The organism is Mycobacterium sp. NPDC048908, from assembly GCF_043197955.1.
Taxonomy (GTDB): domain Bacteria; phylum Actinomycetota; class Actinomycetes; order Mycobacteriales; family Mycobacteriaceae; genus Mycobacterium.
The window spans coordinates 273,018-298,621 of record NZ_JBICUE010000005.1 but is presented as its reverse complement, the minus strand read 5'-3'; the positions used below and the strand labels follow the sequence as shown (position 1 = coordinate 298,621).

Genomic DNA, 25,604 nt, shown 5'->3' with positions numbered 1-25,604 from the left:
TGCATGACCGACGGCTTGCTCTTCGACCCGAACACCTACGACCCGCAGCAGTTCGACGAAGAGACGCGTCGGTTGCTGCGCGCGACCATCGACTGGTTCGAGGGACAGGGTAAAAAGCGCATCCTCGATGACGACCTAACCGCGCAGTGGCCCGCGGAATTCATCGACTTCGTCAAGCGGGAGAAGCTGTTCGCGACGTTTCTGACCCCGTCGGAGTTTGCAAACGGTGATCCGAACAAGCGCTGGGACGCCGCGCGCAACGCCGCGCTGTCCGAGATTCTCGGCTTCTACGGCTTGACGTATTGGTACACGGAGCAGGTGACCATCCTCGGTCTCGGGCCGATCTGGCAAAGCGAGAACAAGGCCGCCAAGCTGCGCGCGGCCGACGACCTCGATGCGGGCGAGGTGATGGCCTTCGGGTTGTCGGAGCGCGCGCACGGCGCCGACGTCTACAACACCGATATGGTGCTGACCCCGGCCAGCGAGGAGGACCGCGCCAACGGCATCGCCTACCGCGCGACGGGGGAGAAGTACTACATCGGCAACGGCAACGTCGCCAGCATGGTCTCAGTGTTCGGCCGCCGAGACGATATCGACGGCCAGGACGCGTATGTCTTCTTCGCTGTGGACAGCCGGCATGAGAACTACCATCTGCTCGACAACGTCGTGCACATGCAGATCTATGTCAGCACGTTCCGGCTGGAGAACTATGCGGTGCGCGAAGAGGACATGCTGCACACCGGCGTCGAAGCGTTTGCGGCAGCACTGAATACTGTCAACGTTGGCAAGTTCAATCTGTGCACGTGCACGATCGGCATGACTGAACATGCCTTCTACGAGGCGATCACACACGCGCAGAATCGCATCCTGTACGGCAACCCGGTCACCGACTTCTCCCATGTGCGAGCCAATTTCGCCGATGCGTACGCACGTCTGGTGGCGATGAAATTGTTCAGCCAGCGCTCGGTCGACTACTTCCGAAGCGCGAGCCTCGAGGACCGGCGTTACCTGCTGTTCAATCCGATGACGAAGGCCAAGGTCACGATGGAGGGCGAGACGGTGGTGCGGGCCCTGCACGATGTGATCGCCGCCAAGGGGTACGAGAAGAACACGATGTTCCGTGAGGTGTCACAGTTGATCGGCACGCTGCCCAGACTGGAAGGCACCGTGCACGTGAATGTCGGCCTGGTGCTGAAGTTCATGCCCAACTACATGTTTAATCCCGCGGATTACCTCCAGATCCCCACTCGCAACGACCCGGCCGACGATACGTTCTTTTGGAACCAGGGGCCGACGCGCGGCGCGGCGAAGGTGCGATTCGCCGACTGGAAGTCGGTCTACCAAGCGCACGAACACATTCCGAACGTCGAGCGATTCTACGAACAGTCGCAAGCATTTGCGGCGCTGCTCGCGACCGCGGCGCCCGACGCCGCGCAGCAGAAGGACCTCGACTTCATGCTGAACGTCGGGCACCTGTTCTCGTTGATCGTCTACGGGCAACTCATCCTGGAGCAGGCGTCGCTGACGGGTATTGACGACGACATCGTCGATCAGATCTTCGATTTCCAGATCCGCGACTTCAGTGGCTATGCCGTTGCGTTGCACGGCAAGCCGAGTTCGACTCAGGCCCAGCAGGATTGGGCGCTGGCGGCGATTCGCAAGCCGGTGTCTGATGCCGACCGCTTCGACCGGGTGTGGCAACGGGTCAAGGCGTACGACGGCGCCTACGAGATGCGGCCCTGACACCGGTCGCCGCCGACCTCGGCAACCGCCCTGCCTTCGAGTGGCCACTCATTCGGTCACCGTCGATGACAACATCGAAGGCCAAGTCCCGCAGTATCGGCTTCGTCACCGATTGCCTCCAGGTAACCCGTTGTCCCTCAACGACAATGTCCCGCACCGGCACGGTCTCACCCTTGCCGGTCGCGGTTCCGCTTCCATCGGCAGCGAAGCAGTAGACGACGGCCAGTGAGCCGATCGGCGTCTTGATCGTGACGTCCCAGTCGCCGGTCAGCTGGTCCACACCGTCCCCCTCCGCTCGTAGCCGAACAACGATTCGACGGTCAGCGCCACCCGGGGGCCGTAACTTCGCTCGAGCAGATGCAGTGCGAGGTCCAGACCCGACGTCACCGCGCCCGCTGTCACCAGATCGCCGTCGTCGACCACCCTCGCATTGACGACGTTGACACCCGTCGCGTCCAACACATCCATGCCGAGGTGATGGGTGACGGCGTGCCTGCCCTCGAGCAGCCCTGCCATCGCCAGTGCGAGCGACCCACCGCAGACCGTCGCGACTATGACGTCAGGATCGGCCATCGCCTCGCGAATCAACGGCACTGCGGCCGTCTCGCCAAACCGCGCCAATAGCACTGGGATGGTGTCGATCTCATCCGGATCACCATCGGTGGGACCACTGGCGCCAGGCACGATCACATAACCCGGCTTGGCCGGATCGAGTCGGGCCGTCGCGTTCAGCACCAAACCGCGAGTGCCGCTGATGACGGCTCGCGGCCCCTCGGCGGAAACCAGTTCCACCTCCAGATCACCGCCGACAGCCTCGCTGCCCGCGGCGAGCACCTCGAACGGTGCGATGGCATCGAGCGGGTCGAACCCGTCGAACAACACAATCTGTGCATGCACCTGCTCATCGTCGGGTCGCATGCGACTACACAACAGTGGTCTGGCGGCCAGCGCCCGCCGAGATGTTGCCAGTCAGCTCGGTTGTGAACAAACACCCCGGATAAGCCGTGCGAGCGCCGCGGGCTGGGACAGGAAAGGCGAATGTGATGCCCGAATTCGCAGCACTTCGTCGGCGCGTTTGGCCATCACCTCCTGAGCAGCGACAGGAATCGCATTGTCTTCTTCGCAGATGATGTATGTGCTGGGAACCGTCTTCCACGCGGCTTCTGTCAGTTCCTGCTCCATCGCCGCGTAGCGCTGGTAACCGAGTTGCTCGGCGGCATCTCTGGCGGTCACGACCTCGACGTCGTTGTAAAACACCGTCATCGGTGTCGCCACCTCGACGTAGCCACCGACTCCGTCGAGGTAGTGCAGCCTGGTCCACGGCATCAAACGGCCCCCGGCGGGCGACAGCTGCGACTCGCCAACGTCGAGCTGGGACGCGGCGAGATAGATGATGCGCTGCACGTTGCCGGCATTCGACAGTGCCTGGGTCGCAGGCACGCCGCCATAGGAATGCGCGATGACAACCACTGGCCCGTCAATCGCGGCAACGGCTTGCGCTACCACCGCGGCGTCGGCATACATGTCGCCAAGGGTGGTCGGGTCATCGCCGCTGCTGGTCAAAGTCACAGTGTGTACGTCGAAATCCTGCAGCGCGTCGACGAGGGGGTTGAAGTGCCCGGGCTTGTTCCAGGCGCCGGGCACCAGGAGTAATGCGGGACGCGTCACGACGCCCCCTGTATCGACATCAGCAGCTGTTGTTCGATCAGGTCAGCGCCACGGGCCACACCGCCGGTAGCGGCGTACCCCGCCGCGACGCGGCGCGCGCCATCGGTCATCGCCATTGCTTGGAGGATTCTGGCACGCATCCGCGACGCGCTGAGGTGCTTGGGCAGCAGTCGGGTGCCGCATTTCGCCACTTCCACGCGACGGGCAACTTCGAGCTGATCGCGTCCGTAGGGCACCACGCATACGGGTACGCCTCTGGCCAAAGATTTCTGGGTGACACCCATTCCGCCGTGCGTCACAGCGCATGCCGCGTGGTCGAGCACCAGACTGTGTGGCACGAACTCGCATACGGTGGCGTTGGCCGGTGCCGTGATGTCTGCGGGCACGCCCGCCGGAAAGGTGGCGACCACGTGGACGGGTTCCTCCGCCATTGCCTGCAGCGCGACGCGGGCCAGTTCGCAGTCGCCCTGGTCCTCTGACGACGTCGAAACCAGCACGATCGGCCGGTCGATCTGCGCCAGCCAGTCCGGCACCGTCGAGGGCGCCGGATCATAGGAACACGAGCCGATGAACTGGACGGAGTCATCCCAATCAGGGTGCGGGTACTCGAACGGTTGCGCGGTGGCCACAAGAAGCAGCGGTGCTCGGCGCGCGTAGTCGTCGGCTGACTTGATCGGTGGCAGACCCAGCTTGGCGCGGATGATGTTGTGCGACGGGGTCCACGAGTCGAGCCCATCGAACTTGCGGCGCGCCAACGCGTCTCGGAGCCGGCCGACCGGACCCGGCCACGGCCGCAGCCCAGGGCCCCACGGCGGCAGCCCACGCGACCGCAAGTACGGCAAGAAGGCCCAGAACGACAGCCATGGCAACCCACTGGCTTCGGCCACCGCTGACGCGCCCCAGCAATTCGGGTCGACGATCAGTATTTCCGGGCGGAATTCGTGGATTGCCTCGGTCAGATCGACGATCTCGTACTCGGCCCGCCGGGCGAACGTTTCTCGCACTCGTGCGAGCGCCTCCTGCGGACTCGCCGAGCCCGCGTCGTCAAGTGGCATGATCTCGATGCGCGGATCGACGGCCTGAGTATCGAAACCCATTTCGCGACCGGCGTTTACGCCGGCGGCGAGGGTACGCAGCGCGATGTCATGCCCGCGGCTGTGTAATTCTTTCAGCAGCACGCTGATCGGAAAGAAGTGCCCCATCGCAGGCGTTTGGTACGCGAGAATTCGTGCCATATCACAGATTTCCTTCTGTTCGAGAGGTAGATGTCGGGTCAAGAGCCTTGTTGGCCGCCACGTCCACGGGTAAGGGTGAACAGCGCGGTCGCCGCCGCTGACGATGCGGCGAACATCACGACGCCCATCGGTACTGCGCTGTTGCGTCCGGCAACGCCGACCAGCGGCGAGACGAGTGCGCCCGCGGTGTATTGCGCGAAACCGAAGATCGCGGATCCGGTTCCTGCGGCGTGGCGGACCTCGGTCGTCGCCAGCATGGCCGCGTGGCCATACAGGAAGCCGACGAATGCCATGAAGCAACCCATCAGCGTGATCGTCGGCCACGGGCGCACACCGCCGACCGTGACCGTGGACAACAGCAGGGCGGTGATGACGACCAGCGCCACGACTCCGTAGACCATGACCAGCCGGGGTGCGACAACATTGATGGTGCAGCGCGCCGCGATACTGCCGAGGGCGAGCGCAGCGGAGAACGATGCGAACGTGTACGAATATGCCTGGGCAGACAACCCGACGATGTCCTGTAACACGAAGGGCGAGGCCGATACGTAGCCGAACATGGCCGCCGCTACGAAGGCAGAGGTAAATACGTAACCGAGATAGTGGCGGTTGTGCAAAACGTCGAAGATGTTGACGGCTAATGCTTTCAGGCCGCCCTGGCGCCGTCGGTCGTCGGACAGTGATTCGTCCACGAACAGTACGACGCCCACGAGGGTCGATAGGTTCATCACGGCGAGCACGACGAACACCGCACGCCAGCCGAGGGTGGTGACGACGGCACCGCCAAGCACGGGCGCCGCGATCGGTGCCAGCACGGCGGTGATGGTCATCGTCGAGAACGACTGCACCGCGGATCGGCCCGTGACGCGGTCAGCGACGACGGCACGAGCGATCGCAACGCCCGCCCCACCGGCGAAGCCTTGGACGAACCGCAGGCCGATGAGGACCTCGATGGCGGGAGCGGCGACGCACAGCGCGCTGGCCACCAGGCACGTCGTGGTCCCGGCGATGAGCGGGGGCCGCCGGCCATACCGGTCGGAAAGCTGCCCGACGACGAGTTGCCCGCCGGCCAAGCCGATTAGAAACGCCGTCATCGTCAGTTGGATCGACGACGTCGACGCGTGGAAATCGCGGGCCATCGCAGGGAAAGCTGACAAATACATGTCGATCGAAAACGGCGCTACCGCGTTGAGCGCCGCCAGCACGGCGATGAGTGCCGGTGAAATTCGTGACGACGGCCGAGCGCCTTGTCGGGTCGAGTCGTCATTCGCACAACGAGGCATGGCCCACCAGCCAGCGCCGCAGAAGCTCCTTGCGGACCTTCCCGTTACCGTTTCGCGGCAGCGCTTCCACGTACTCCAGACGCGTCGGCAGATACCACTCGGTCATCCCCTGCACCGTGAGGTAGTGGCGCACTTCGTCCAGGCCGATCGGCGGCGTGGTGGCGGGAACCATTACGGCGCACGGCGATTCGCCGCCGTCACGGTTTCGGTACCCGACCAGCGCCACATCCTGGATGCGCGGGTTCCTCAGTAGCTCGGATTCCACGTCGCGGGCGGGGATCATGAGCACTCCGCCGATCCGGTCGGCGACGCGGCCCATCAGCCGGATTCCGCCGCAGCCGTCGGGTACGGCGAGATCGCCGGTGTCGTACCAGCCGTCGTCGTGTTCGGCGGTGACTGTCAGCGCACCCGTGTCGCGGCACACCGTGGCCAGGCAGACCGTGCCACCGCGGACGAACACTCGACCGGGCTGTTCGTGCGAAGCGCCTGCGGGGGAGCGAAGCTCGACCTCCACGCCCGTGACCGGCCGGCCGTCACTGAACGCGGCCCAGTTCGGCGGATCGTCGACGCGCGTCACCGTCCCGGTGCCGATCTCAGTCGTTCCCCACCCGCTGAGCAGACGCGCCCCGAAAGTCGCGGGCACTGCGGTGATGAGTGGTTTTGGGATGGTGGTGCCGACGCAGCGCACCGTGCGCAGGGTGGGCAGAGGGGTGGGTTTCCGCCTGGCCGCCGCAAGCATGTCATAGACGAAACTCGGCGCGGCGACCATCCCGGTGGTTCCGCTGTCGGCAAGGACCTGTAAGCCGCGCTGGCCGGACCACTCGTCCAGCAGAACGACGGACGCGCCGGCCATCAATGCCGATCTGGCGGTGTCCTGTCCGACCGTGTGCATCAATGCGTGAGGTGTGAACCGAACGTCGTCGGGACCGAAGTCGTGTACCTCGGTGAGGCTGCGTGCGGAGGCATACAACGTGTTCTCCGTATGCAAAGCGCCCTTCGGCTCACCGGACGTGCCAGAGGTGAACAGTATTGTGGCGACGCGGTCCGGGTCTTCCACCGCGTCGTCCAACGCCACCGGATGTCCCTGCTCCCATGGCGTCTGCTCGACGAACGATCGGAAGTCGAGGTCACCTTCGGTCGGTTCACCGATCACCACGCGGTGTCGTAGTTCGGGCAGTGTCGACGCCATGTCTTTCAACGCGGCGCCGTGGCGGAAGCCCGCGCACTCGGCCGTGGTCACAAATACCGACGCTCCGACGCGGTGCAGTACCCGCTGCAGCTCACGCGGTCGGATGGTGGTCATGATCGGCGCCACGACCGCCTGCAATCGCGCTGCGGCAATCAGCAACACGTGTGCTTGCCAGCAGTTAGGCAGCTGATACGCGATCACTCGCCCCGGTCGCACACCCAGCTCATACAGCGCGCCGGCGAAACGCGTTACACGCCTGGCCAATTCGGCGTAAGTGATCAGCTCCGCCTCACCACTGGCACGGTATGCATGAATGGCTATCGCGTGCGGCCTCTGGTCTCGCCACCGACGGAGATCACTTAGTTGACCCACATCCCGCCAGACTCCCAAATCACGGAACCGTTGCGCGCGGCTCGCGGAAGGGCGGAGCGTTACATCGAAAACCAATTTCAGGGTTGCCTTGTCTCGGTGTTCTTTCGGTCCGATTGCTCGCGTGGTCTCAGCCCGCGTGCTGGCGAGCACTGGGGTGGCGCAGTGAATCGCGAGCCACCACTTCCTCCGGCTTCAGCACGGTGATCATGTCCACCCCTGGCGCGCATATGCAGACCGCGACGAAACGGGTCCAGCCAGTGGCGTCGAGATTTTTCATCTGATAATGCACCACGTCGCCGCCCGGTTCCCAAAACGCCTCGCCTGCAACAATTTCCCTCGGTTCCTCGCCTTCGAGCTCGAACAGCATCCTGCCCTCGAGCATGTACCCGAACACCGGCCCTGAGTGTCGGTGTGGCGGCACTCCGGCGTCGGCGGGAGGGAGCTCGACCAGCTGCGTCATGGTGTGCGAGCCCTCCGGGATTGTTGGCGGGGTCACACAGAGCAGATCCGTCTTCTTCATGTTTCCTAAGATCAACATGTCGTCAACGCTAGGGGCGGTATCGCACCGATAGTGGGCCACTTGCGAGGCCAGCGAAGGGGCCAGTTCATCGAGGTCCCTCGGGCAGCAGTCCGGTCAAGGCATCAAGCGCCGACGACCATGCACTCAGGGCAGGAGACGCGTACCCGACCACCAATCCGTCACGCTCGCTGTGCGTGTCGGGATGGCGAAACCGATCAAGGCCCTCCACGCCGAGCCGCCGCCACGCAAGCTGACGGCTCAACTCACTCTCGCCGCCACCGGCGAGTGCGAGCATGACGTGTAGGCCGGCAGGGTCTCCGGTCACGGTGCTGTTCGGTGAAGACTTGGCGACGGCCGCGACGAGTTGTTCACGGCGACGGCGGTACTGGGCGCGCATGGTGCGCAGATGTCTGTCGTAGGAGCCGGACATGATGAACTCGGCCATCGTCAATTGGTCGACGAAGCCAGAGGTCTCCGCCATTTCGCCCTTTTGCCGGGCGACCGTTTCGACGAGTCGTTCAGGCACCACCAGCCAGCCGAGCCGAAGTCCCGGCGCCAGCGACTTACTCACCGTGCCCATGTAGATGACATGGTCCGGATCGGCCCCTTGTAGTGCACCGACCGGTTCTCCTGCGTAACGGAATTCCCCGTCGTAGTCGTCTTCGATGATCACCGCGTCGGTCCGTCTCGCCCACTCGATGACCGCTGCCCGGCGCTCGCGACTCAGGGTGACGCCCAGTGGAAATTGGTGCGCCGCGGTGAGCAGCACGCCGCCCGTCTCCGCCATGTCGCCGAGAGCCGTCACATCAGCGCCGCCGGAATCGACCCGCAATGGCGGGCAATCGATTTCGGCTCGATTGAGCGAGGCCCATTGCGTGGGCAGACCGAATTCTTCGACGGCCACCGAGGAAACCCGTTGCTCTGCCAGCGCGCCTGCGATGAGGCTCAATCCCTCCGCGGCGCCGGAGCACACGATGATGGTGCACGGTCGCGCCCGCACCCCGCGCGCTCGAGCGAGGTACTGGGCGAGGGCGTGACGTAACTCGGGCCTGCCGTACGGATCGGCGTAGCCGAACGCGTCCGAGGGGGCCGTGTCCAATGCCCGCTTCACCGCCCGACTCCACTCTGAGCGGGGAAAAGACGACACGTCCGGTCTGCCCGGTCGCAGATCGTGGTCGAGACGACGGGTCCCACCTTGCCTTGGCGGGTTGGCGACGGACCGGGCGACATCAGCGGCCCGCTGCGAAACCAACGTCCTCGAGCCGTGCTGGGACGTCAACCATCCCTCGGTGACGAGGTCGGCGTATGCGCGCGCCACGGTGTTTCTCGCCACACCGAGGTCGGTGGCCAGCGAACGGCTCGAGGGCAGCCGGGCGCCGGGCGCCAGGCGTCCCGACCGGATGGCGTCACGAATGGCGTCGGTCACACTGTCTCGGACCCTGCGGCCCACGCGCTCCAAGTGCAGGTCCAGGCCCGCGGCGGGCATGCGCCATTCCGTGACGCGCTCCACGTCGGCGCTCACGTCCATCCCGCCATCCCTCCTGAAGGCAACACTGACAAAACGCCGGACCGGGGCCGCCGTATTGCATCCGTTCTCGACCGCTCGACAGGATGGGTGGATGACCACGGGCGCGGAGATCGTTGTCGAGCGACTTACCGCCGGGGGAGTCGAGGTGTGTTTCGCCAACCCCGGCACATCGGAGATGCATTTCGTGGCGGCGCTTGATTCCGCGCCCGGTATGCGCGCCGTGCTGTGTCTGTTCGAGGGGGTGGCGACGGGCGCGGCGGACGGCTATGCACGCATGGCGGGTAAACCCGCGGCCACCCTGCTGCACCTGGGCCCTGGGATGGCGAACGGGTTGGCCAACCTGCACAACGCCCGGCGCGCTCACAGCCCCGTCGTCAACATCGTGGGCGACCACGCCACCGACCACCAAAAGCTCGATGCGCCATTGCAATCCGACATCGACGCGCTGGGCCACTGGCTGACCAGCACCGTGCACCGGCCCGCGTCATCGGCCGAACTGGCGGCAGCTGTCGACGCAGCGATCGCCGCGGCGGCGCTCGGCCGTATTGCCACGCTCATCCTCCCTGCCGATTTGTCGTGGAGCGAGGCGGATCTCAAAGCCGCGACGCGATCGGCGCAGCCCATCGGTGACAGCCAGGCGACGGATGTCGACGCCTCCGCGATCGCCGAATTGCTGACGACTTCCGGCGGACAAGCGGTCCTACTGCTCGGCGGGGCGGCCACCGGCGCATCCGAGTTGCGCGCGGCCGCGGCCATTGCAGCCGCCACCGGTGCGCGGCTTCTGATCGAGACGTTTCCGGCCCGACTGACCCGTGGCCGCGGCGTGCCGAACATCCCGCGGCTCGGCTACTTCGCCGAACTGGCGCGGCAACAGCTCGACGGCACAACACATTTGATCTTGGTCGGTGCGCGTTCGCCGGTGGCGTTCTTCGCATACCCGAACATCACCGGCGATCTCGTACCAACCGGAGCCACGGTGCATGAACTTCCGGCGGGGAGGCTGGGTGATGTCGCTGAGCGTCTCGGCGCCAGGGAAGTCTGCGATCCCGCGCCCAACCCGCCCGAACTGCCGAGCGGACCGCTGCGATCCGACAACTGGGCTGCGGTGGTCGGGGCGCTGCTGCCCGAGAACGCGATCATCTCCGACGAGGCCAACACCAGCGGCCTGCTGCTACCGGATGCCACCGCCGCTGCGCCGCTCCACGACGTGCTCACACTGACCGGCGGGGCGATCGGCCAGGGCTTGCCGGTGGCGGTCGGAGCAGCCATCGCCGCCCCGCATCGCCCGGTCATTGCGCTGCAGTCCGATGGGAGTGCGCTGTATACGATTTCGGCGCTGTGGACCATGGCGCGCGAACAACTCGACATCACCGTGGTCATTCTCGATAACCGCGCATACGCGATCCTGCAGATCGAGTTGATGCGGGTCGGGGCGTCGGCGGGCGGCCCGAAGGCACGTTCGTTGTTGGACCTGTCCAAACCGGACCTCGACTTCGTCGCCATCGCCGAGGGGTTCGGGGTATCGGCGAAGCGCGCCACCACAGCCGAGGAACTCGCCGAGCACTTCCGCACCGCGCTCGCCGAACCCGGGCCTCACCTGATCGACGCGGTGCTGACCATTTAGCACCCGACCGCCAATATATTGCCAACACGGCTGATATTGTCCGGTCGTGCACACCATCGCCGTCCTGGCCCTGCCGGACACGATCGCCTTCGACTTGAGCACCGCCGTCGAAACGTTCGGCCGCGCTCTGCTGCCGTCAGGCAAGCCGGGTTACCAGGTGCTGGTATGCGGCGCCGAGCCCATTGTCAGCGCCGGGCCGATGCGGATCGCCACCGATTACGGCCTCGACGCCGCGGCCGATGCCGACACGATCGTCGTCCCCGGCCGCAACGACGTCACCGTCGCAACGCCCGACGAGGTACTGCTCGCGGTCAAGACCGCCCATGCGAACGGCACCCGGATCGCGTCGATCTGTACGGGCGCGTTCACGCTCGCCGAAGTTGGGCTGCTCGACGGCAGACGAGCCACCACCCACTGGGTGGCTGCCGAGGCGTTCCGCAGCATGTTTCCCGCGGTCGAGCTCGATCCCGACGTCCTCTACGTCGACGAAGGCCAGGTGTTGACGTCGGCGGGGGCATCAGCGGGCCTGGACCTGTGCCTGCACATGATCGCCGGTGATTATGGGGCCGCGGTGGCCGCCGACGCCGCGCGCCTTGCCGTCGCGCCGTTGCACCGCAGCGGCGGGCAGTCGCAATTCATCCTGCGAAACACCGCTCCCGCCAAGCACATCGCCAAGCGCACCGAGCTCGATGACGTGCTGGCGTGGATCGAGCAGGAGGCGCACCGCGAGCTGTCACTGCGCGACATCGCCGATCGGGCCGCGATGAGCATCCGCACGCTGAACCGCCGATTCCAGGCCGAGACAGGCCAGACGCCGATGCAGTGGGTCACCGGGGTCCGCATCAGGCATGCGCAGCAGCTGCTGGAGAGCACCGCGTACGGTATCGAAAGGATCGGCCGCGACGTGGGCTTCACCTCGCCCGCCAACTTTCGTGAGCAGTTCCGCAGGCTCACCGGGGTGGCGCCGCTGAGCTACCGCAACACATTTCGGGACCGAATGGCGGGCTAGTGTGCCTTCGGCCGCTTCCGCAGCACGATTTGAGCCAGCGGAATCTGCATCTCTTCCGGCTCCGCCGCCATCCTCGCGGCGACACCTGCCTGTAACCGGTCCATGAAATCCGCGCGTCGCGGGTCGGTGCTGCCGCCCTCGAGCCCGGAGGCGATGGTCGGGAACACCGATGCCCTCGCGAACGCGGCCCATTTGGCGCCGAAAGCGGTGGCGTCGTGGTCGACTCGGTACTGCGTCCAGAACCGGTCCTCTGCGTTGAACACCTCGAGGTGCTCGACCTCGACACGTTCGAAGCGGCCCTTCGGCGCGAACGGCGACAGGAAATCACCGGCGCGGCGCGAGACGATCGGAATGCACATGCGGTACACCTCGTCGTCGCTCACGAACTGCCGCGCCATCAGATCGGTCAGTTCGGCGAGCACCGCACGGAGCAACGGTCCGTGCCCGAACTCGCCGTCGTCGCCAACGGCCGTCGTCAGCACCACCACCCGGCCGCCGGGGCTCATCTCACGCCCCCGGAACGCAACGAACTCGTGCCAGTCGAACGCGGCCTGTTTGGCATGGGCCGCCTTGACGCCCTCGTCGCGGCTGTACGCCACCTGCAAGTGGTCGGGCACCGGAGTGGGCACGCGAGCAAGCCATTGGACCGCCCACGACGACCAGCCCAGGTTCACGCTGTTCGACGGCAATATCTGGGTGTAGAACGACCGCCCGATCGCCGAGGCGAACGTCGCCGCGTCCTTCTTCAGGTACGAGTCGGGGTCGGTTTCCAGCGTGTCGAACATGACGGTGAAATCGTTGTCGGCCACGTCGGTGTGCACCACCAGGATGGAATGCTCAGGCCGGGTCCGCCTGCGCAGCACCGTGATTGCCGCGCAGATCGGCAGCAGCGAGTTGTGGGCGGTCGACGCCCCGTAGTCGGCGATGACAATCGGTTGCGGGGCCTTCGGCAGCGGGACGGTGCTGGCGGCCTCCTCGAAAAGCTTTATCGCCCCCGGCAATCCGGCCGCCTGCAGCCGAGAGCTGGCGGTATACGAACCGCTGTCCATCGGCTCGGGCCGCACGACGATGCTGGATTCGGGCACCTTCAAACGGTAGCTCGTGGCGGCCCGAAGCGGGCCGTGACAGACTTCGCGGATGGCAAACCGGACGGGGCCGCGGCTAGCGATCTTTTCCGCCGTTCTCACGTTGGTCATCGGTGCAGTCGGCCTGATCGCCACGTTGATCCTCAACGCGTTCGTCCTCGACGACTACGACGCGTACGGCGAGGTGCCGATCCCTGGATCGAGCAGCCTGCAGTTGCCTTCCGGTGAGGTGACCGTCAGCTTCCACACCAAGGTCGCCGGCAGCCCGTCGAGCGGATTCCCGATACCCGACCTGAAGTTCTCGATCAATCCACCTCAGGGTGTCGAGAAGCCGCAGGTAATCGAAAGTGTCGGTGGCACAACCACGGTCAACAGCGACACGCACGTCCAGGTGTGGCTGATACAGATCCCTCAACAAGGTATTTACGACGTCGTCACCGACGGCAATGTCAATGGTTACATCAGCCCGCGGCTTGCCTTCGGCCACGGCACGTCCTACGGCTGGCTGTCGTGGGTGTTCGGCGGGCTGCTTGCGCTTGGCATCGTCGAACTCGTCGCTGCGCTGTTGTGGTCGACCCGCTCGGCGAAAAAGGCGCGGCCGCTGATTCAGGAGGAGTCGATCCGCCTCGACGAGCCGGCGCCTGCCAGCGGGCCTGGCACAGCGTCGAGTTATGCGCCCAGTGACCGGGGCGTGCGCCTCGAGCAGCTCAGACAGCTTGCCGCCCTGCGCGACTCCGGGGCGTTGACCCAGGACGAGTTCGAAACCGAGAAGCGCCGCATCCTCGACTCCTGACCGCCGCGGCCGTTCGCCAGATAGCCGTTCACCGCACCCGAAGTGCTGGTTCAGTGTTGATTCCGCTGTGCCGACAGGTTGCCAGCAGTACCATCGGCCTCACCGAGAACTCACCTCATGAAGGTGGTCACCATGGCTTGCGCTTCGACGATCATGACTGCGGCGACAGCGCTGGCGGCCTTCGCGGTCGGGACTGCCGCATCCGCCTCGGCGGGCGTGGACGAATACTTGAACTTGCGGGACTTCTATCCGACGCTCAGTGCCGAGCAGTTGCTCAACGAAGGTCAGCGGGTCTGTTCGGTAGCGAAGCAGGGCGTTCCGTCGCCGCAAGCCGTCATCATGGTGACCAATGACCTCGGCATCTCGACAACCGCCGCCTTGGATGTGGTCAGTTCGGCGATCATGAATCTCCAGTGCTGACGCGTTCTGCCTCAGTGGCCGCGGGCCACCCATTCGTCGTAGTGCACGATCTCGTCGCCGATGGTGGTCGAGTCGCCATGGCCGGTATAGACAACGGTGTCGCCGGGTAGCTTGCCGAGTCGCTCCGAAATCGACGACAGGATGGTCGGGAAATCCGAGTAGGACCGGCCCGTCGCACCGGGGCCGCCCTGGAACAGGGTGTCGCCGGAGAACACCGCGTTCAGTTCGGGTGCATGCCAGCAGACCGACCCCGGCGAATGCCCTGGAGTGTGGATCGCGCGCAATTCGTGGCCTGCGACCCGCAGCGTGTCGCCGTCGGCGACGGTCCGAAAGTTCTTGTCCGGATGCGTCATTCGCCACAGCACGTCGTCGGCGGGGTGCAGCAGCACCGGAGCGTCGAGCGCCTCGCCCAGTTCGGGCGCGACGGTCACGTGGTCGTTGTGGCCGTGCGTGCACACCACCGCGACCACGTGCCTGCCGCCGACAGCCCCAACGATCGGGCCCGCGTCGTGGGCGGCGTCGAACACGACCACCTCGTCGTCGTCGCCGACGAGCCAGATGTTGTTGTCGACTTCCCAACTGCCGCCGTCGAGTTCGAACGTGCCGTGGGTGACCACGCGTCCGATGGGTCCGCCGTTCATTTCATCACCACCACGCTGCGCAGCACCTCGCCCGCATGCATCTTGTGAAACGCGTCCTCGACACCGTCGATGCCGATGCGCTCGGAGACGAACCTCTCCAGCGGCAATCTGCCCTGCAGGTACAGCGAGATCAAGGTGGGGAAGTCACGCTCGGGCAGGCAGTCGCCGTACCACGACGACTTCAGCGAACCGCCGCGGGAGAAGAAGTCGATCAGCGGCATCTGCAGCGTCATGTCGGGCGTCGGAACACCTACCAGCACAACGGTTCCCGCGAGATCACGGGCGTAGAACGCCTGCTTCCAGGTCTCCGGCCTGCCGACCGCGTCGATCACCACATCGGCGCCGTAGCCGTCGGTGAGGTCCTGGATCGTGTCGACCGGGTCGAGCTCGCGGGCGTTGATGGTGTGCGTGGCACCGAAGTCGCGGGCCCAGTCCAGCTTGGTGTTGTCGGTGTCCACCGCGATGATCCGCTTGGCGCCTACCAGCGCTGCGCCCGCGATCGCCGCGTCACCCACGCCGCCGCAGCCGATCACCGCCACCGTGTCGTCGCGGCTGACCGCGCCGGTGTTGACCGCCGCGCCGAGCCCGGCCATCACCCCGCAACCCAGCAGGCCCGCGACCGCCGGATCGGCTTCGGGGTCGACCTTGGTGCATTGCAACTCGTGCACGAGCGTCTTGTCGGCGAACGCGCCGATGCCAAGGGCGGCAGTCAGTTCGGTGCCGTCGGTCAGCGTCATCGGTCGGCTGGCGTTGAAGGTGTTGAAGCAGTACCACGGCCTGCCCCGCCTGCAGGCTCGACATTGGCCGCACACCGCGCGCCAGTTCAGGATGACGAAATCGCCCGGCTCGACATGGGTCACCCCTTCGCCGACCGACTCAACGGTGCCCGCCGCCTCGTGCCCGAGAAGGAACGGAAACTCGTCGTTGATGCCGCCCTCGCGATACGTCAGGTCGGTATGGCACACCCCGCAGGCCAGGATGTCGACCACCACATCGCGTGGACCGGGGTCGGGGATCACCACATCCACCAACTCGACCGGATCGCCCTTCTTACGTGAGATCACCCCGCGTACCGTCTGAGTCATGCGTACAACCTAATCCCAACAGTGCAAGGCTGAGAGGGTGACGGTCCTATATCTGTCCCATGGCGCGCCCCCACTCGTCGACGACCAGTTGTGGGTCTCACAGCTGAAACAGTGGGCGACGAAGCTACCGACGCCGACCGCGGTCCTCGTCGTCTCGGCCCACTGGGAGGCGGCGCCGCTCACCATCGGCTCGACCACCACCGAGACCCCGTTGACGTATGACTTCTGGGGCTTCCCCGAGCGTTACTACCAAGTCACCTACGACGCGCCCGGCGCACCCGAACTCGCCGCGCGTGTCGAGGCGCTGATACCTGACGGCGAACCCGTCGCACACGACCCCAACCGCAGGCTCGACCACGGCGCGTACGTGCCGTTGACGGTGATGTACCCCGACGCGACGATCCCTGTGCTGCAGATCTCCATGCCCACCCTTGACCCCGAGCGGCTGTTGCGCCTCGGCGAACGCCTGCGACCGCTGCGCGACGAAGGCGTGCTGATCATCGGCTCCGGCTTCACCACGCACGGCCTGCCGTTTCTGGACGACACGTCGCCCGGCGCCGTCCCGCCGGACTGGTCGACCGAATTCGACGCGTGGGCTCGAGAGCGCTTCGCCGACGGCGACGTCGATGCACTGATCGACTTCCGGCATCGCGCGCCCGGCATGCCGTATGCGCATCCGACCATCGAGCACTTCTCGCCGTTGTTCGTCGCACTTGGGGCGTCAAGCGACCCGGGGCAGGCGCCGAAACAGGTCATCGACGGTTATTGGATGGGCTTGGCGAAACGGTCCATTGAACTTTGTTGACGGTGGCGTGGGCGCGTGCCAAAAACTTGCTGTAGCAAGGTTCTGCACGGTTTTGATCACACCGCGACCCGCAATCTACTCATTTTCGCCGATACCGCGGGCTGCCCAAAGCGCCTAGCGTTTCTGCCATGACGACTGTGAACGAGAACCTCAACGAAACCACCGAGGAATTCGCCGGACGCATGGTCGGGGCGATCGACAGCGCCAGCCTTGCGATCCTGCTGTCGATCGGACACCAGACCAAACTGTTCGACACCCTCGGGGAACTGCCGCCCGCGACCAGCGCGCAGATCGCCGATGCCGCCGGGCTCAACGAACGCTATGTGCGCGAGTGGCTTGGCGGTGTGGCCACCTGCCATGTGGTCGATTACGACCCCGTGGCGCAGACCTACTCCCTTCCGCGTCATCGTGCGGCGGTGTTGACCCGCGCGGCGGGTCCGGACAACCTGTCGCGGGTCGCGCAGTTCATCTCGATGCTCGGCGAGGTCGAGCAGAAGGTCATCGACTGTTTCCACGGCGGCGGTGGGCTGTCGTACAGCGAGTATCCGCGGTTCCACAAGGTGATGGCCGAACAGAGTGGTGAGGTGTTCGACGCGGCGCTCGTCGATGTCATCCTGCCGATGGCCGACGGACTGCCCGAGCGGCTTCGCGAGGGCGTCGATGTGGCCGACATCGGCTGCGGTAGCGGCCACGCCATCAACGTGATGGCGAAGGCATTTCCAGCCAGCCGTTTCACCGGCATCGACTTCTCCGAGGAGGGGATCGCCAACGCTGCCGCGGAGGCCAAGGCGCAAGGGTTGGCCAACGCGTCCTTCCTGCAAGCGGATGTCGCGAAACTCGACGCTACCGAAGCTTACGACGTGATAACCGTTTTCGACGCGATCCACGATCAAGCCGAGCCCGCCAAGGTGCTTGCCAACATCCACCGCGCGTTGCGGCCGGGCGGGGTGCTGCTGATGGTCGACATCAAGGCGTCGAGTCGGCTGGAGGACAACATCGGGGTTCCGCTCCGGGCGTATATGTACACCGTCTCGACGATGCACTGCATGAGCGTGTCGCTCGGCCTCGACGGTGCCGGATTGGGCACCTGCTGGGGCCGCCAACTCGCCACGTCGATGCTTTCCGACGCCGGGTTCGGCGACGTTGCGGTCAACGAGATCGACACCGACCCGATCAACTATTACTACGTTGCGCGGAAGTGACGCGATGCTGCCGCAACTCGGTGGCGGCGGGCTGTTCGTCACCGACGGCGGGCTCGAGACCGACCTGATCTTCCATCACGGCGTCGACCTGCCGCACTTCGCGGCCTTCCCGTTGCTGGACGAACCACGAACTCGAGACCTCCTGCGCCGCTACTACGACGGGTATCTCGCGATCGCGCGGGAGCACGGTGCGGGCTTCATCATCGAAACACCAACGTGGCGCGCCAATCCCGACTGGGCCGCGCTGCTTGACCATTCGGTGGAGGAGTTGGACGCCGTGAACCGCGCCGCGGTTGCCCTCGGCGAAGAGGTGCGGGCAGCCGCGACGGCCGACGGCGTCACGGCGGTGGTGAGCGGGTGCGTCGGGCCGCGTGGCGACGGATACGACCCCGGCACGGCGATGACACCGGAGATGGCCGAGCGTTATCACGCCGCCCAGATCGGGACGTTCGCGGACACCACCGCCGACCAAGTCACCGCGATGACGATCACCAACGCCGATGAGGCGATCGGCATCGTGCGCGCCGCCTCTGCCGCCAACATTCCCGCGGTCATCTCGTTCACCGTCGAGACCGACGGTCGGCTGCCGAGCGGGCAGCCGTTGAACGAGGCGATCGAGCGAGTTGATGCCGAAACCGACTCTGGCGCCGCGTATTTCATGGTCAACTGCGCGCATCCGAGCCACTTCGCCCACGCGCTGGCAGCCGACGGCGCATGGCGGCAACGGCTGGTGGGACTGAGGGCGAACGCATCGGCGAGAAGCCATGCCGAACTCGACGAGGCGACCGCACTCGACGAGGGTGACCCTCTTGACCTCGGCGCACGGCACGCCGCCCTGCGTGAGCGGCTGCCGGGCGTGACCGTCCTCGGCGGCTGCTGCGGCACCGACGCGCGGCACGTGGCAGAGATCGTGTCCGCCTGGCGCGCCAACTAGGCTGCTGCGGGTGTCTGCGCTCGACGCCTTAGCCGACTGGCCGGTCAACGCCGCCGCTGCTGCGGTCATCACCCCGGCCGGGGTCGCGGCCGAACACGGCGACACCGGACGGCGCTTCGCGCTGGCTTCGGTGACCAAACTGCTGGTGGCCCGCGCGGCGCAGATCGCGGTCGAAGAGGGTGTGGTCGACCTCGACGACGATGCCGGGCCGCCGGGGTCCACGGTCCGCCACCTTCTCGCGCATGCGACGGGCTACGCGATGAACTCCGCGGAACTGATCGCCAAGCCGGGCCAGCGCCGGGTCTACTCGAACTACGGGTTTCAAGTGCTCGCCGAGACGATCGCGCAGGCGTCGGGCATCGATTTCGCCGTCTACCTCACGGAGGCGGTGTTCGAACCGCTCGACATGGCGTCCTCCGTGCTGGACGGCGGCGCGCAGGCGGCGGGGTACGGGGTCACGTCCACGGTTGCCGACCTGGCGGCGTTCGCTGCCGATCTGCTACGGCCCAAAACGGTGTCTCCGCAGATGCACGCGGCGGCCACCGAGGTGCAGTTCCCGGGGTTGGCCGGGGTGCTGCCGGGGTTCGGGTCACAACGGCCCAACGACTGGGGACTGGGCTTCGAGATCAGGGACGGCAAGTCGCCGCATTGGACCGGATCGTCGAACTCGAGCAGAACGTACGGGCATTTCGGCCAGTCAGGAACGTTTTTGTGGGTTGATCCTGATGCGGATCTGGCGCTTGTGGTGCTGACAGACCGCGAATTCGGGGACTGGACGTACCCGCTCTGGCCAGCAATCTCTGACGAAGTCCTGAGAGAATTCCGCGCAGACTAGCGCAACAGACGCCTCACAAGGCACAATAGACACGCATGACACAGCTGTAATTCGGATCCGTCAGGTCGTTGGGGAAGACGTCCCTCGTGGAACCGAAGGAGCAGCTGATGCGTGCAGCGAACCAATTCGCCGACGCGGCGACGGGTGTGGTGTACATCCATGCCTCACCCGCGGCGGTATGCCCGCATGTCGAGTGGGCGCTTTCGTCGACCCTTCAGGCAAGGGCGAATCTGAAGTGGACGCCGCAACCGGCCATGCCGGGACAGCTGCGCGCGGTGACCAACTGGATCGGGCCGGTCGGCACCGGCGCGCAGTTGGCCAACGCATTGCGTTCGTGGTCGGTGCTGCGGTTTGAGGTGACAGAAGACCCGAGCGCCGGTGTCGACGGGCACCGCTGGTGCCACACCCCGCAGCTCGGATTGTGGAGTGGCGCGATGAGCGCCAACGGCGACGTGATGGTCGGCGAGATGCGGTTGCGCACGCTGATGGCTTCGGGTGCCGACGTGCTCGCGGCGGAACTGGACACGGTGCTCGGCACCGCATGGGACGAGGCGCTCGAGCCGTACCGCGATGGTGGGGATGCCGCTGAGGTCAGCTGGCTGAGCCGCGGAGTGGGGTAGTGCCTTCGGCGAGCGAGCGGAAGCGGGCACCGTATGCGGCGCTCAGCGCCTAGCGCGCCCGCATCGCCAGACAACCGCAATCGAAGATCACGACGCTCCCGACCTCCCAGCGAATCCAGCCGTGGCGGGCGAAATCGGCGAGTGCTTCGTTGACCGTCTCGCGTGATGCGCCGACCATCTGCGCGATCTCTTCCTGCGTGAGGTTATGCGTCACGCGTACCGCGCCGCCTTCCTGCGTACCGAAGCGCTGCCCCAATTGCAGCAGTTGCTTGGCGACCCGTCCGGGCGCGTCGGTGAAGATCAGGTCGGCGAGGTAGTTGTTGGTGCGGCGCAGTCGGCGCGCCAGGACTCGCAGCCACTGCTCGGCGATCTCGGGTCGGTCGGCGATCCAGGCGCGCAGCGCGTCGCGGCTCATCGACACCGCCCGCATCTCCGTGATGGTGGTGGCGCTCGATGTGCGCGGGCCCGGGTCGAAGATCGACAGTTCACCGAACATGTCGGACGGGCCCTCGATGGTGAGCATGTTCTCGCGGCCGCTCGGGGACCGGCGGCTGATCTTGACCTTGCCCGAGATGATGATGAACAGTCGATCGCCCGGGTCTCCTTCCGCGAACACCGTGTGCCCGCAGGGGAAGTCGACGGGCTGCAGTTGCGTTGTCAGCGCGCGTACTGCGTTGGGCTCGAGCCTGTGGAAAATTCCGGCCCGTGCCAGGATCTTGTCGACGAGGCGTCGGTCGGCATGCGGTTCGGCCCGCTCCCGCCGCGGGTGATACCAAACATCGTCGGATTCACGACGCGGCATGTGATCCATGTTGATTGCTTTCGGGTCAGCAGTCATTCGAGTTCTCCGAATCGTGTGGTCAAGGGTGGTGACACGCTCGTCGGCTACGACGTCGCACCAGCCACAATTGCGGGCCGACGTCCCAGTTGCGTCATCGCTGGCGCCCATCCACGCCTCCGGCTACCTAGAACTTCGGCAGTGGCGGCAGCCGGACCCGTCAGCGGCTCCACTATGCCAAGAAAGTCCAAAAGCCCTGCTAGGTAGTTATTTTCGCGGTAGTCCAATGAGAACTTTTTCAATCTTCATGGTCTCGTTGAGCAGCAGGCCGCCGGTGTCGAGACATTCGCATGCGCGAGTATCGGTGCCAAGCAATGTGTTTCGATGTGGCCGTATAGGTGCCGGATCAGATGGCGGCGGCGTTGAGGATTAGCTCGACTACCTCGGTCGGTCTGGTGGCGAATGAAGCGTGACTAGTGTCGAGCTCGATGATTTCGCGGGCGTGGATACGCTGCGCCATCATCCGCTGGGTCTGCGGTGGGATCATCCGGTCTTGGGCCGATACCTGGTACCAGCTTGGTTTGGTGTTCCACGCCGGCTCCTGGGTGAGATCCCGAAAGCAGCGACGTGCGAGCGGCCTCTGGGTTGTTGCCATGATCAGCGACTCCGTGTTGTCGAGGTCCTGGCAGAAGGCGTCATGAAACGTGTCTTGGCGGTGCCACAGGAATTCCTCGTCGAAGGCGGCGCTGATACTTGCTGAGCCGGGCGCGGGGTCGCTACAGGAAAGAATGCTGGTCAAGCTTTCGCCCTGGGCAGGGGCGAAGGCAGCGAGGTAGACCAGTCCCACAACGTTGGGTGCTCGACCTGCGCCGGTGATCACCGCCCCGCCGTAGGAGTGGCCTACCAGCAGGGTGGAACCTCCCATCCATTCGGCCAGTTTTCGGGTGTTCGCAATGTCGTCGTCCAGCGACGTGAGCGGATTCTGCGCCGCCATCACTCGATGCCCCGCTTCGTACAGCCCCGGGATTATGTGCCGCCAGTGCGAACCGTCGGCGAACGCACCGTGCACGAGAACGATGTTGAGCTTGTCCGTCATGATGCACTTCCTCGAATGAGTACGGAATGCCTCCGAATGGAGATGACCCGTGCTGACCATTGTGCCGCTAGCGGGCCCACGACCCAGCGACGTACGCTTCCAGTCCCTGATAACGCTTTTGCGCCAACGCGTCTTTCGTCGGTCGGCAGGAAGTTTTGGCGATCAAGCTTCCAGGGGCCTCCGCGGTCCGCATTTGAGTGATTCCTGGCCAGAGAAAGGCGGCGCGGAACCGATGGTGGCCGCCAGCATGGATGTCAGACAGCCCAACCGCCACAAGCAGAAAGCGAGTAGTCATGTCAGAAATCATTGCGAGCGTTGAGGTTCCCGAGACAGCGGCGGTCGCAGAATCCACTCGTTTGGTCCAGGAGACGATGAGTCCTCTGCTTTACCACCACTCCCGCCGGGTTTTCTTCTTCGCCCAGATTCACGCTGAACGGCTCGGCGTGGAACCAAATCCCGAGCTGCTGTATCTGGCCGCCATGTTCCACGACACCGGTCTGGTGCGGCCTTTTTCCGATGGCGAACAGCGTTTCGAGGTCGACGGGGCCGATCACGGCCGCAGGTTTTTGCTCGAACGCGGTTTCTCCACCGCGGCCGCCGACACCGTGTGGACGGCGATCGCGCTGCACACCACACCGGGCATTCCGGGGCGAATGGGCCCGGAGATCGCCGCCATCCATTTGGGTGTGATGACCGACGTCCTCGGTCTGGGCCTTGACGATCTCAACGCCGACGAGGTGAACGAAATCCTCGCCGTTCACCCCCGGGGTGATTTCAAGAACGATTTTCTCCGGGCCTACTTCGACGGGTTCAAAAACCGCCCTGAGACGACCGAAGGAACCGTCAACTCCGACGTCGTTGAGCACTTCATCCCCGGCTATCGGCGCATCACCACCGTCGAGCGCATGCTCGGCGCGCCTTGGCCGAGCTGACCACGGAAAGGCATCGGCGACATCGCAATGACCATCGCAATGCACGATGTAGGTAGCTTCACAGCGAGGCGTCGGCTCCGACAGGCTGCCTCATGCCGGGATAGATTCCCGAATGCCGATCGCGTGATTGTCACCACGACTGCGATCGTGCTGACCGCCGCGTCATTGATATGGGCCGCGCCGGCTGCGGCGATAACGCCCCGCGGCACTGGTGGTCCCGGTGATCACATTGCGACAAGCCATATCCGGGAGGGCGAACGCGTTGGCGGCTCGTCACAACGGTGGTGGCATGGCGGCGTGGAGATGGGGCCAGTAGCGACCGATCGCTCTGTCGGCGAGCTCGGAACCGCCGCAGGGCACCGCAATGCCAACCTCGACGCGTGGCTTCCTGGCCGTGATAAGTGCAAGAGGCGCAGGGGGCTTCGAATGCTGCCCCTGTGGTGCACCGACCTTGCCGCCGGCTGGATTGGCAGTACTACCTATCGGACGCAGAATGATCCAGGTAATCGAAGCGGCATCTCGACACCAGCAGCTACCATGCTGCCTCGCGGTGCAATCCGGTACGCACGGCCGCGGCCGTGAAATAACCACTGAGACCGCGAGATTCCGGGCAAGCGAGCTGGAACGTCTTGTTCTGAATGAGTACCCGGCCTGCGGAGCGGCCGGCGACGGTTGGTTGGCTCCCGGGCAGCGGGCATTCGGCCGTGATTTCTCAGTATCCCTTCATCCAAGGCGGCGACCATGACCACTGGGGCGCACCCACCACGGCGAACGCAGAGTTCGGTCGCCGGACTGGACATCCACCTGGATCGCCCCGGCGGCAGGGTGCGCGACGGCGTCATGGAAGCCATTCGTACCGCGATACGTTCCGGGCGACTGCTACCAGGCACTCGGTTGCCCTCAAGCCGCGCACTGGCTGCCGACCTCGGAGTCGCGAGAAACACTGTCGCGCGCGCGTACGCGGAACTCATCGCCGAGGGCTGGTTGACATCACAACATGGCTCGAGCACGTTCGTTTCTTTCCGTGCGGCCGAATTCGTGGGCGCGTTGGCAGCACCCCCTAGGAGACAGGCACCGCGCCGGTTGAACCACGACCTACGGCCCGGCCATCCGGACCTGTCGTCCTTTCCACGGGCTGAGTGGAGTCGAGCGGTCAAGCGCGCGTTGACATCGGCACCGTTCGAGGCGTTCGGCTACGCCGACCCGCATGGCCGACCGGAGCTTCGCCGCGCCCTTGCCCAATATCTCGCTCGCACCCGCGGGGTACGGGCTCGACCGTGCAACATCGTGGTGACCAGCGGGGCCGCCGAAGGCCTGAGTCTCATCGCCGGTGCGTTGGCAGATGCCGGGGTTGCCGCCGTTGGCGTCGAGGAGTTCGGCCTACCCTCGCAGCGGGAGTCGCTGACGAGGGCGGGATTACGTTGCCCACCAATGGCAGTGGACGCCCATGGTGCTGAGGTAGGGGCTCTGGATGACATGACGGAGGTGGGAGGTGTGTTGCTCACGCCTGCCCACCAGTTCCCCCTCGGCGTGTCCTTGCATTCCGACCGCCGCGCAGCGGTCATCGATTGGGCCCGACGAACCAACAGCGTGATCATTGAAGACGACTACGACGGGGAATTCCGCTATGACAAAAGCCCCGTCGGGGCGCTGCACGGTGACGGTCCCGAGCATGTCATTTACATGGGTACCGCGAGCAAGTCACTGGCGCCGGGCCTTCGCATCGGCTGGCTGGTCGTGCCAGAAACACTCGTCGAGGCCGTGGTGCGGCAGAAGGGCGAAACCGAGGCGACATGCGGCTTCGTCGACCAGTTGGCCATGGCCGAATTCATCACCTCAGGCTCCTATGACAGACACATTCGCACCATGCGCGCCAAGTATCGACGCCGACGCGATGAACTTGTTGCCGCGGTTGCCCAATCATCGCCGAGAACCACCCTGAGAGGAACCGCCGCAGGTCTCCATGTGGTGCTTGAGCCTGCCGATGGTGACGAGAGTGCGCTGTTTCGACAGCGTCCATGGCGACGGTTGGGAGTGGAGGCTCTCGACTACTATCGTCACTCCGAAATCAAGTCCGTGCGTGAAGGTTTCGTGATTGGCTACGCTTCACCCTCCCCAAGTGCATGGTCAGCGGCATTGGCAGCTTTGATAGAGGTGTTGCCCTGACCCGTCCGGCAACTGGCCCAACCTGGTCGCGGTCGAATGGC

The 25,604-nt window shown here is 65.2% G+C and carries 25 protein-coding genes; 12 read left to right on the top strand and 13 right to left on the bottom strand.

Annotated elements, in window-relative coordinates; genetic code table 11:
* Positions 1 to 3 precede the first annotated feature (3 nt).
* Positions 4 to 1,743: an acyl-CoA dehydrogenase family protein gene (locus tag ACGFK1_RS16295; RefSeq protein WP_393430860.1), complete on the top strand. Its 1,740-nt coding sequence runs from the start codon at positions 4 to 6 to the stop codon at positions 1,741 to 1,743.
* Here ACGFK1_RS16295 and ACGFK1_RS16290 read toward each other — a convergent pair.
* The 8 genes from ACGFK1_RS16290 to ACGFK1_RS16255 form a co-directional block, all read right to left on the bottom strand.
* Positions 1,706 to 2,023, bottom strand: coding sequence for a hypothetical protein (locus ACGFK1_RS16290; RefSeq protein ID WP_393430857.1), 318 nt, complete (start codon positions 2,021 to 2,023; stop codon positions 1,706 to 1,708). The genes ACGFK1_RS16295 and ACGFK1_RS16290 overlap by 38 nt on opposite strands.
* Entirely contained in the window at positions 2,011 to 2,640 is a 630-nt protein-coding gene (locus tag ACGFK1_RS16285; RefSeq protein ID WP_393430854.1) for a DJ-1/PfpI family protein, read from the bottom strand. The genes ACGFK1_RS16290 and ACGFK1_RS16285 overlap by 13 nt, the downstream gene beginning before the upstream one ends.
* A 72-nt stretch (positions 2,641 to 2,712) precedes the next feature.
* Positions 2,713 to 3,411, bottom strand: a complete 699-nt coding sequence (locus tag ACGFK1_RS16280) for an alpha/beta hydrolase (RefSeq protein ID WP_393430851.1) — start codon at positions 3,409 to 3,411, stop codon at positions 2,713 to 2,715.
* Positions 3,408 to 4,646: a glycosyltransferase gene (locus ACGFK1_RS16275; RefSeq protein WP_393430848.1), complete on the bottom strand. Its 1,239-nt coding sequence runs from the start codon at positions 4,644 to 4,646 to the stop codon at positions 3,408 to 3,410. Before ACGFK1_RS16275 ends, ACGFK1_RS16280 begins: the two co-directional genes overlap by 4 nt.
* Positions 4,647 to 4,684: 38 nt before the next feature.
* Positions 4,685 to 5,872 carry a multidrug effflux MFS transporter gene (locus tag ACGFK1_RS16270; RefSeq protein WP_393431261.1) on the bottom strand — a complete coding sequence of 396 codons (1,188 nt, stop codon included), beginning with the start codon at positions 5,870 to 5,872 and terminating at the stop codon, positions 4,685 to 4,687.
* Between the two features lie 37 nt (positions 5,873 to 5,909).
* Positions 5,910 to 7,490, bottom strand: a complete 1,581-nt coding sequence (locus tag ACGFK1_RS16265) for an AMP-binding protein (RefSeq protein WP_393430845.1) — start codon at positions 7,488 to 7,490, stop codon at positions 5,910 to 5,912.
* A gap of 127 nt (positions 7,491 to 7,617) precedes the next feature.
* Positions 7,618 to 8,028: a cupin domain-containing protein gene (locus tag ACGFK1_RS16260; RefSeq protein ID WP_393430842.1), complete on the bottom strand. Its 411-nt coding sequence runs from the start codon at positions 8,026 to 8,028 to the stop codon at positions 7,618 to 7,620.
* Between the two features lie 67 nt (positions 8,029 to 8,095).
* On the bottom strand, positions 8,096 to 9,538 hold the full coding sequence (locus ACGFK1_RS16255; RefSeq protein WP_393430839.1) for a PLP-dependent aminotransferase family protein: 1,443 nt from the start codon (positions 9,536 to 9,538) through the stop codon (positions 8,096 to 8,098).
* A gap of 91 nt (positions 9,539 to 9,629) precedes the next feature.
* Here ACGFK1_RS16255 and ACGFK1_RS16250 point away from each other — a divergent pair, with 91 nt between their 5' ends.
* Together ACGFK1_RS16250 and ACGFK1_RS16245 are read left to right on the top strand one after the other, a co-directional pair.
* Positions 9,630 to 11,162, top strand: a complete 1,533-nt coding sequence (locus ACGFK1_RS16250) for an acetolactate synthase large subunit (protein WP_393430836.1) — start codon at positions 9,630 to 9,632, stop codon at positions 11,160 to 11,162.
* Between the two features lie 46 nt (positions 11,163 to 11,208).
* Positions 11,209 to 12,171, top strand: coding sequence for a GlxA family transcriptional regulator (locus ACGFK1_RS16245; protein WP_393430833.1), 963 nt, complete (start codon positions 11,209 to 11,211; stop codon positions 12,169 to 12,171).
* Here ACGFK1_RS16245 and ACGFK1_RS16240 read toward each other — a convergent pair.
* A complete protein-coding gene (locus ACGFK1_RS16240) occupies positions 12,168 to 13,256 on the bottom strand; it encodes an SAM-dependent methyltransferase (protein ID WP_393430830.1) in 1,089 nt (362 codons plus the stop codon). The two genes, ACGFK1_RS16245 and ACGFK1_RS16240, sit on opposite strands and share 4 nt — an antisense overlap.
* Positions 13,257 to 13,308: 52 nt before the next feature.
* Here ACGFK1_RS16240 and ACGFK1_RS16235 point away from each other — a divergent pair, with 52 nt between their 5' ends.
* Positions 13,309 to 14,049: an SHOCT domain-containing protein gene (locus tag ACGFK1_RS16235; protein WP_393430827.1), complete on the top strand. Its 741-nt coding sequence runs from the start codon at positions 13,309 to 13,311 to the stop codon at positions 14,047 to 14,049.
* 132 nt (positions 14,050 to 14,181) lie between these two features.
* The gene (locus tag ACGFK1_RS16230) at positions 14,182 to 14,469 is read left to right on the top strand and encodes a hypothetical protein (protein WP_393430824.1); all 288 of its coding nucleotides are present in this window, start codon (positions 14,182 to 14,184) and stop codon (positions 14,467 to 14,469) included.
* Positions 14,470 to 14,480: 11 nt separating this feature from the next.
* Here the strand turns inward: ACGFK1_RS16230 and ACGFK1_RS16225 are convergent, their stop codons facing one another.
* Together ACGFK1_RS16225 and ACGFK1_RS16220 are read right to left on the bottom strand one after the other, a co-directional pair.
* Entirely contained in the window at positions 14,481 to 15,110 is a 630-nt protein-coding gene (locus ACGFK1_RS16225) for an MBL fold metallo-hydrolase (protein ID WP_393430822.1), read from the bottom strand.
* Positions 15,107 to 16,195, bottom strand: coding sequence for an S-(hydroxymethyl)mycothiol dehydrogenase (locus ACGFK1_RS16220; RefSeq protein ID WP_393430819.1), 1,089 nt, complete (start codon positions 16,193 to 16,195; stop codon positions 15,107 to 15,109). The genes ACGFK1_RS16225 and ACGFK1_RS16220 overlap by 4 nt, the downstream gene beginning before the upstream one ends.
* Before the next feature lie 37 nt (positions 16,196 to 16,232).
* On the opposite strand from ACGFK1_RS16220, the gene ACGFK1_RS16215 reads away from it, so the two are divergent.
* From ACGFK1_RS16215 to ACGFK1_RS16195, 5 genes are all read left to right on the top strand, one after another.
* Entirely contained in the window at positions 16,233 to 17,000 is a 768-nt protein-coding gene (locus ACGFK1_RS16215; RefSeq protein WP_393430816.1) for a dioxygenase, read from the top strand.
* Positions 17,001 to 17,128: 128 nt separating this feature from the next.
* Positions 17,129 to 18,202: a class I SAM-dependent methyltransferase gene (locus tag ACGFK1_RS16210; RefSeq protein WP_393430813.1), complete on the top strand. Its 1,074-nt coding sequence runs from the start codon at positions 17,129 to 17,131 to the stop codon at positions 18,200 to 18,202.
* A complete protein-coding gene (locus ACGFK1_RS16205) occupies positions 18,189 to 19,136 on the top strand; it encodes a homocysteine S-methyltransferase family protein (protein WP_393430810.1) in 948 nt (315 codons plus the stop codon). The genes ACGFK1_RS16210 and ACGFK1_RS16205 overlap by 14 nt, the downstream gene beginning before the upstream one ends.
* A 10-nt stretch (positions 19,137 to 19,146) precedes the next feature.
* A complete protein-coding gene (locus ACGFK1_RS16200; protein ID WP_393430807.1) occupies positions 19,147 to 19,971 on the top strand; it encodes a serine hydrolase domain-containing protein in 825 nt (274 codons plus the stop codon).
* A 107-nt stretch (positions 19,972 to 20,078) separates the two neighbouring features.
* Entirely contained in the window at positions 20,079 to 20,591 is a 513-nt protein-coding gene (locus ACGFK1_RS16195) for a DUF3145 domain-containing protein (protein ID WP_393430804.1), read from the top strand.
* 49 nt (positions 20,592 to 20,640) lie between these two features.
* On the opposite strand, the gene ACGFK1_RS16190 is transcribed toward ACGFK1_RS16195, so the two are convergent.
* The gene (locus ACGFK1_RS16190; protein WP_393430801.1) at positions 20,641 to 21,393 is read right to left on the bottom strand and encodes a Crp/Fnr family transcriptional regulator; all 753 of its coding nucleotides are present in this window, start codon (positions 21,391 to 21,393) and stop codon (positions 20,641 to 20,643) included.
* A 382-nt stretch (positions 21,394 to 21,775) separates the two neighbouring features.
* Complete coding sequence (locus ACGFK1_RS16185; RefSeq protein ID WP_393430798.1) at positions 21,776 to 22,465, bottom strand: alpha/beta hydrolase; 690 nt, start codon at positions 22,463 to 22,465, stop codon at positions 21,776 to 21,778.
* Positions 22,466 to 22,758: 293 nt separating this feature from the next.
* Between ACGFK1_RS16185 and ACGFK1_RS16180 the strand changes: the two genes are divergently transcribed.
* Entirely contained in the window at positions 22,759 to 23,397 is a 639-nt protein-coding gene (locus tag ACGFK1_RS16180; protein ID WP_393431258.1) for an HD domain-containing protein, read from the top strand.
* 741 nt (positions 23,398 to 24,138) lie between these two features.
* A complete protein-coding gene (locus tag ACGFK1_RS16175; RefSeq protein ID WP_393430795.1) occupies positions 24,139 to 25,563 on the top strand; it encodes a PLP-dependent aminotransferase family protein in 1,425 nt (474 codons plus the stop codon).
* Positions 25,564 to 25,604: the final 41 nt, after the last annotated feature.

Excerpts from the sequence above, each read along its gene's own strand:
- ACGFK1_RS16295 (WP_393430860.1), top strand. The coding sequence starts at position 4 with ATGACCGACGGCTTGCTCTTCGACCCGAACACCTACGACCCGCAGCAG.
- ACGFK1_RS16275 (WP_393430848.1), bottom strand. The coding sequence starts at position 4,646 with ATGGCACGAATTCTCGCGTACCAAACGCCTGCGATGGGGCACTTCTTT.
- ACGFK1_RS16260 (WP_393430842.1), bottom strand. The coding sequence starts at position 8,028 with ATGTTGATCTTAGGAAACATGAAGAAGACGGATCTGCTCTGTGTGACC.
- ACGFK1_RS16255 (WP_393430839.1), bottom strand. The coding sequence starts at position 9,538 with ATGGACGTGAGCGCCGACGTGGAGCGCGTCACGGAATGGCGCATGCCC.
- ACGFK1_RS16250 (WP_393430836.1), top strand. The coding sequence starts at position 9,630 with ATGACCACGGGCGCGGAGATCGTTGTCGAGCGACTTACCGCCGGGGGA.
- ACGFK1_RS16235 (WP_393430827.1), top strand. The coding sequence starts at position 13,309 with ATGGCAAACCGGACGGGGCCGCGGCTAGCGATCTTTTCCGCCGTTCTC.
- ACGFK1_RS16230 (WP_393430824.1), top strand. The coding sequence starts at position 14,182 with ATGGCTTGCGCTTCGACGATCATGACTGCGGCGACAGCGCTGGCGGCC.
- ACGFK1_RS16225 (WP_393430822.1), bottom strand. The coding sequence starts at position 15,110 with ATGAACGGCGGACCCATCGGACGCGTGGTCACCCACGGCACGTTCGAA.
- ACGFK1_RS16220 (WP_393430819.1), bottom strand. The coding sequence starts at position 16,195 with ATGACTCAGACGGTACGCGGGGTGATCTCACGTAAGAAGGGCGATCCG.
- ACGFK1_RS16210 (WP_393430813.1), top strand. The coding sequence starts at position 17,129 with ATGACGACTGTGAACGAGAACCTCAACGAAACCACCGAGGAATTCGCC.
- ACGFK1_RS16195 (WP_393430804.1), top strand. The coding sequence starts at position 20,079 with ATGCGTGCAGCGAACCAATTCGCCGACGCGGCGACGGGTGTGGTGTAC.
- ACGFK1_RS16190 (WP_393430801.1), bottom strand. The coding sequence starts at position 21,393 with ATGCCGCGTCGTGAATCCGACGATGTTTGGTATCACCCGCGGCGGGAG.
- ACGFK1_RS16185 (WP_393430798.1), bottom strand. The coding sequence starts at position 22,465 with ATGACGGACAAGCTCAACATCGTTCTCGTGCACGGTGCGTTCGCCGAC.
- ACGFK1_RS16180 (WP_393431258.1), top strand. The coding sequence starts at position 22,759 with ATGTCAGAAATCATTGCGAGCGTTGAGGTTCCCGAGACAGCGGCGGTC.
- ACGFK1_RS16175 (WP_393430795.1), top strand. The coding sequence starts at position 24,139 with ATGACCACTGGGGCGCACCCACCACGGCGAACGCAGAGTTCGGTCGCC.